Annotated in this window: 4 protein-coding genes and 2 pseudogenes; 3 read left to right on the top strand and 3 right to left on the bottom strand. The window is 80.1% G+C overall.

Annotated features, from left to right (window positions below; all coding sequences use genetic code 11):
- The 3 genes and pseudogenes from GTR02_RS18805 to GTR02_RS18795 all read left to right on the top strand — a co-directional run.
- Positions 1-1,664 (top strand): annotated as a pseudogene (locus GTR02_RS18805) (hypothetical protein); the annotation flags it as partial.
- Positions 1,665-1,797: 133 nt separating this feature from the next.
- Positions 1,798-2,241 (top strand): FmdB family zinc ribbon protein, encoded by a 444-nt coding sequence (locus GTR02_RS18800; RefSeq protein ID WP_166609012.1) that lies wholly within the window; start codon positions 1,798-1,800, stop codon positions 2,239-2,241.
- 119 nt (positions 2,242-2,360) lie between these two features.
- A complete protein-coding gene (locus GTR02_RS18795) occupies positions 2,361-3,041 on the top strand; it encodes an SAF domain-containing protein (protein ID WP_205709601.1) in 681 nt (226 codons plus the stop codon).
- Between the two features lie 17 nt (positions 3,042-3,058).
- On the opposite strand, the gene GTR02_RS18790 is transcribed toward GTR02_RS18795, so the two are convergent.
- The 3 genes and pseudogenes from GTR02_RS18790 to GTR02_RS18780 form a co-directional block, all read right to left on the bottom strand.
- Positions 3,059-5,161, bottom strand: coding sequence for an EAL domain-containing protein (locus GTR02_RS18790; RefSeq protein WP_166609011.1), 2,103 nt, complete (start codon positions 5,159-5,161; stop codon positions 3,059-3,061).
- 270 nt (positions 5,162-5,431) lie between these two features.
- Entirely contained in the window at positions 5,432-5,584 is a 153-nt protein-coding gene (locus GTR02_RS18785; protein ID WP_166609010.1) for a hypothetical protein, read from the bottom strand.
- Positions 5,581-6,133, bottom strand: a pseudogene (locus tag GTR02_RS18780) (hypothetical protein); the annotation flags it as partial. The gene GTR02_RS18785 and the pseudogene GTR02_RS18780, both read right to left, overlap by 4 nt.

The following is a 6,133-nucleotide window of genomic DNA, read 5'->3' as shown; positions in this document are numbered from 1 at the left end:
GTCCAGTCGACCTGGTCGGCGAAGGTGACGGGGCGGTCCGCGCCGTCGACGCGCAGCACCCCCCGGAGCCACCCGCCGTGCCCGCGCCCGACCTGCCCGGGGCGGGCGGCGCCCTGCGCCTGGCCTACGACTTCCGGGACCAGCCGGCCGGCACGTCGACCGCCTCGGCGGTGCCCTCGACGCCGCTCGCGGTGCCCGCCGGGGCGCGGGAGGTCGTCCTGCAGGTGCGCGGCGACGGGCGCGGCGGGTGGCTCCGGGGGGTGCTGCGCGTCGACGGCGCGGACCGCCCCGTCACCTTCGCCGACCAGGTCGACTGGACGGGCTGGCGGCGCCTCGTGGTGCCGGTGCCCGCGGGCGCGCGGCGGGTGAGCCTCGGGCGGGTCTACCTCGCCCAGACCGACGTCACGCAGCGCACGGCGGGCGCCCTCGACCTGGCGCTGCTCGCGACCCGCACCGCGGCCCCGCCCACGGCGGCCGCGCCGGTGCCCGACCCGGCGGCCGGCCCCGCCCAGCCCGGGCGGGGGTCGAGCGGGCCGGGGTCGAGCGGGCCGGGGTCGAGCGGGCCGGAGTCGAGCGGGCCGGGGTCGAGCGGACAGGGGCGGACCGCGGCCGTCGCCGTCGTGAGCGGCACCCACGTGCAGGCCGCCACAGGTGCCGGCGTCGCGGAGCTGCGGCGCGCGGTGCGGGACGCGGTCGCCGCGGGCGCCCGCCACCTGCTGCTGGCGGGGGACGTCGTCGGGGCCCCGGGGGCCGCGGGGACGGCGGGCGACGTCCAGCTCGCCCGCGGCGCGGTGCAGGAGGCCGCGGCCGGGACGGCGTGGACGTGGCTGCCGGGCGACGGCGAGGTGGGGACGTCCGCGGGCGGCGCGACCCACCAGCGCCTCGACCTCGCCGGGACGCGCTTGCTCCTGCTGGACTCCGCGGGCGGGACCCTGCGCGGCGCCGACCCTGCTCAGCTGCCCTGGCTGCGCGCCGAGCTGGACGCGGCCGCCGCCGACCGCGGGGTCACCGGCGTCGTCGTCGTGGCCGCCCGCGGGCCCGGCGCCGACGCCGGGGACCTCACCGACGCCGACGAGACGACGCTGCTGCGGTCCTGGGCCGGTGGCTGGCGCGCGGCCTCCGGCAAGCGGATCGCGGTCGTCTCGGGCGGGGACGGCGCCGGCGTGCGGCGCGAGGAGGGCGTCCTCGAGGTCACCGTGCCCGACGCCCTCGCGACGGGGACCGGCCCCGGCGCGTGGACGCTGCTCACGGTCGAGGCCGACCGGGCCACGCGCCCGGCCGCGGCCCTGCTCGACCTGCCCGGCCGCGACGACGGCTGGCTGCGCGCCGACGTCCGGCCCCTGGTCACGGGCGTGGACGTGGGACCGGTCGCGGTCGGCGTGGGCGGTACCGCGGCGCTCGCGGGCACGGTCACCACGCTCGGCGGCGCCCGCGTGCCGCTGACGGCCGCGGGCGGGGTCGGGGCGGCGGGCGTCGTGGTCACGGGCGGGCCGGGGGTCGTCGTGGTGCCGGCGCGGCCCGACGGCCGGCGCCCCGTGCGGCGCGGCACGGTGGCGGTCGTCGACCTCCGCACGCTGCGCCTGACGGGCACCGCGGCGGGGTCGGCGGTGCTGACGGTCCGCGTCGGCGGCGCGACGACCACGACGACCGTGCGGGTCGGCTGACCCACGGGGCGCCGCGGCGCCCCCGCCCCCGGGCGGTCGCTATGATTGGCACTCGAGCTCTCCGAGTGCCAGCAGGGAGCTCGATCGTGCGGCCTGCGCGGTCCGCCCACGAGCCACGAGTCCAGGAGTCGACGTGCCGACCTACGCCTACGCGTGCCAGCAGTGCGGTCACCAGTTCGAGATCCGTCAGTCCTTCACGGACGACGCCCTCACGGTGTGCCCCGAGTGCGAGGGCCGGCTGCGCAAGCTGTTCAACAACGTCGGCGTCGTCTTCAAGGGCTCCGGCTTCTACCGCAACGACTCCCGCGCCTCGTCGGGCTCGGGCGGGTCCTCGGGCGGCTCCGAGTCGTCCTCGGGCTCCTCCGACGCGAAGGGCTCCTCGTCGGAGTCCAAGGGCTCGTCGGGCTCCGGCAGCGGGTCGTCCAGCTCCTCGGGCTCGTCCTCGTCGGGCACGTCCTCGTCCGGCTCCTCCTCGTCGGGCTCCTCCTCGTCCGGGTCCTCCTCGTCGTCGGGGTCCTCGTCCGGCGGGTCCTCGCGGGGCGGCTCCGGCGGGTCGTCCAGCCCGTCCGCCGCCTGAGGGCCGCGCGCCCTCGCACGTCCCGCGACGCGGGGTCCCCAGGGGGCCCCGCGTCGCCGTCGTCCACAGGGGGTGCGGCGGCCGGCACCGGCCGGCGGGCCGCTTCCTAGCGTGGCGACGTGCCTCCTCCGCCGCTCCCGGTCACCGGCTCCGCCCCTCCCCGCCCGCTCGGCCCTTCCGCGCGACGGCGGCGGCGGCTGCTGCGCCGCTGGCTCGCGGCCGGGCTGACGGCCGCCGCGGGCGGCCTCGCGGTCGCGACCCTCGCCCCGCCCGCACCGCGCACCGCGGCCCTGCTGGTCGCGGCGCGGGACCTGCCCGCCGGGGCGGCGCTGCTGGCCGCGGACGTGCGCGTCGTGCGGTGGCCCGCGGACCAGCGGCCCGACGGGGCGGTGCCGGCCCTGCCCGCCGGCGCCGTCCTCGGGTCGCCGCTGCGGCGCGGTGAACCGGTCACGGACGCCCGCACGGCCGGGCCCGGCGTCCTCGCGGGTCAGCCGCCCGGCACCCTCGCCGCGCTGGTCGACGTCGGGTCACCCGCGGGCCTGACGGGTCTCGCGCCCGGCGCGCGGGTGGACGTGCTGGCCCGCACCGACGACCCGGTCACCGGGGCTGCGACGGGGGCGGAGCGGCTCGCCGCCGACGTCGTGGTCCTCGCCGTGCCCACCGCCGCCGGGGCCGACGGTCTGCTGGGGGCCGCGGCGCCCACGGCGACGAGCGTGCTCGTGGCGGTCGACGCGGCGACCGCCGCGGCGCTCACGGCGGCGGCGGGTCGCACGGTCGTCGTCCTGCGGGCGCCCCGGTGACCCGGTCGGCGGAGCGCTCAGCGCTCGGCGGGCAGCGCCCCGCGCGACGTCGCCCCGGCCGCGCGCGCCGGGGGGACCGGCCCGGGCCGCGGCGCGCGCAGCCGCTGCAGGACGCCGTCGGCCGACGTCGGCTCCCCGACGAAGCGGCCCTGCGCCGCGTGGCACCCGAGGGCGGCCAGCGCCCGCTGCGTCGCCAGGTCCTCGACGCCCTCGGCGACCACCCGCAGCCCCAGGTCGCGCCCCATGGCGACCGTGGACCGCACGATGACCTCCAGCGCCCGGTCGCCGGTCATGCCGGTGACGAAGCACCGGTCGATCTTCAGCTCGTCGACCTCGAGGCCGGTCAGGTGCGCGAGCGAGGACTGCCCGGTGCCGTAGTCGTCGACCGCCACGGCGCACCCGAGGGCGCGCAGGTCCCCCACGACCGACCGCGCACGCTCGGGGTCGGCGACGACGTGCGTCTCGGTGATCTCGAGCACCAGGGCCCCGCCCTCGACACCGTGGCGGGTCAGGGCGGCGGCGACGAGCGCGGGCAGGTCCTCCTCGCCCAGCAGCCGCGCCGAGACGTTGACCGCGACCGTCACGCCGCCGAAGCCCGCCGCGCGCCAGCGGGCGACGTCGACCACGGCCGTCTCGAGGACCGCCTCGGTGACCCGGCGGATGAGCCCCGAGTGCTCGGCCAGCGGGATGAAGCGGTCGGGTGCGACGCTGCCCAGCTCGGGGTGCTCCCACCGCACGAGCGCCTCGACGCCCAGCAGGCGGCCGGTGCCGGGATCGACCTGCGGCTGGTAGGCGACCCGCAGCTCGGCGGCGTCCACGGCGCGGGCCAGGTCGCCGAGCAGGCGGACCCGCTCGGTGCCCTCGCCGCGCTGGGCCGCGAAGACGCACGCCCGGCCGCGCACCTCCTTGGCCTGGTAGAGCGCGATGTCGGCGCTGCGCAGCAGGGCCGTGGCGGTCCGGCCGTGCTGGGGCGCCAGCGCCACCCCGACGCTCGCGGGCAGGAGCACCTGCCGCTCGCGCAGGCGCAGGGGCTGCGACATCTCGTCCACGACCAGCCGGGCGAGCTCCTCGGCGCGGTGCCCGTCGGGGGTGAGGAGGGCAAACTCGTCCCCGCCCAGGCGGGCGACGAGCGTGTCGGGCCCGGAGCGGGCCAGCAGCCGGCGGGCCACCTGGCGCAGGGCCGCGTCGCCCGCGGGGTGGCCCAGGGCGTCGTTGACGTCCTTGAAGTGGTCGAGGTCCAGGACGAGGAGCCCGGGCCCCGGGGCCCCGGGCGCGCCGGCGGCGAGCACCTCCTCCAGGCGGGCCTGGAGCGCCTCGCGGTTGGGCAGGCCGGTGAGGGAGTCGCTGAGCACGCGGCGGCCGGACCGCCGCGGCAGCACCGTGGTGAGCCACACGAGCAGGACGGGGAGGCTGACCGCCAGCAGCAGCAGCACGCCACCGTTCGCGGCGATGGTGAGCGCGGGCGCCGTCATGACCAGGACGAGGCCCAGGACGGCGAGGCGGGCCCGGTCGGCGAGCGCCGCCCCCTTCACGGGGGACCCGGCGCCGCGGGGACGCCGCGCCGCGCCCAGCAGCACCTCGACCCCGACGGCGGCGACGCCGGCGGCCAGGACCGCGGGCCACTGCTCCTGCGCGGTGACGAGCGCACCGCCGGTGACGGAGGTGCCCAGGCTCAGGGTCAGCGCGAGGTGGGCGGTGAGGACCACCGCGACGGCGCGGCCGAGGGCCGCGGCGAGCGCGCGTGCCGAGGTCGGGCGGCGCAGTCCCCGCAGGAGCACGGGCACGGTGAAGGCCAGCAGACCCAGGGACGGTTGCGCGGTGGCGATCAGGGCGACGAGGGGGCCGAGGCCGACCGGGACCGGCCGCCGGGCGTCCACGCCGACGTGGCCGGGGCAGCGCCGCAGGTCGGCCGGTCGCAGCTGCGTGAGCACCACGGTCGCCGCCAGCAGCGCCGTGGCCGGGCCGGGGCGGCCGGGCGGGGCGATCACGAGGACCGCGGCCAGGCCCAGCGCCCCCAGCAGGGCGGTGGCGAGGACCCGCCCGGAGGACGGCGGTCGCGGACCGCTCGGTGCGGCGGTGGCGGACGGCGGCAGGCTCGGCCGGGCCTCGACCCCCGCCACGCGGCTCCCTACCGGCACGCGGGCGCGGTCGTGTCGAGGACCCGTGGCTGGATCCTGGCCATGGCGACCCTCCGCGGTGTCAGCGTGCGACGAGCCGGAACCGGTCGGGTGTCCCCCGACGGGGGGACACCGGCAGGTGTCCCAGAGCCATGATGGGGGCAGCTCCGGACCGCGGGGAAGTCCTCGTCCGACCGGCGGGCCGGTCGTCGACGGTCCGTCAGGCACGGTCGACGCGGTGTCAGGCAGCACGCGCGGAGCGACGCCTGGCCGTCACTCCCAGTGCGGCGGTCGCTCGCGCAGGTAGCGCTCGTCGTCGTCGCGGGCCGGGCCGTCGCCCCACCCCTCGTCCCGGTCGTCGGCCGAGCGCTCGTCCTCCAGCGGGACGTCGCGGTCCTCGTCGCGCTGCGGTCCGGGCGCGCTCACCGCGGCGCCCGGACGTCGGCGTCGCTGCGCTGGGCGTCCGGGCGCGCGGGCGCCCCGGTGCCGCCCCGGGCCGGCCGCTCGGCGAGGAGGTCGTCGTGCCACACGCCCCCGATGCGGTCCGCCTCCGCCGCGGGGTCGCGCAGCACGTCCAGCGCGGACGCCCGGACGTAGTGCCAGCCCGCGCGCTCCCAGCGCGCGGGCACGGCGACCTCGCGGTCCAGGACGTCGGCGGCCACCCAGTCCGCCCCGTCGAGCTCCACCGCGAGCGCCGGCCCACCCGCGTCGCCGCGCAGCGCCAGGGGCACGGCGAGGGACCGGCCCACCCCGCTGCGGGCGGGCAGTCCGGCCGCGGTGCAGGCACGTTCGAGCCGGCGCACCAGCGCGTCGACGCCGCGGGCGTCCGCGGAGCCCCCGGCCGCCGCCCCGCGGGTGAGCACGTCGGCATCCGCACCGCCGGTCGCCCCGTCACCGCCAGCGGCACCGTCACCCCCGGCCACCACGGTGTCGTCGGCGTCGGGCGGGGACGACGCCGACGACACCGTGGTGGCC

It is taken from the genome of Kineococcus siccus (assembly GCF_009906795.1).
Taxonomy (GTDB): Bacteria; Actinomycetota; Actinomycetes; order Actinomycetales; family Kineococcaceae; genus Kineococcus; species Kineococcus siccus.
This window is presented reverse-complemented; position numbering and strand designations above follow the sequence as displayed.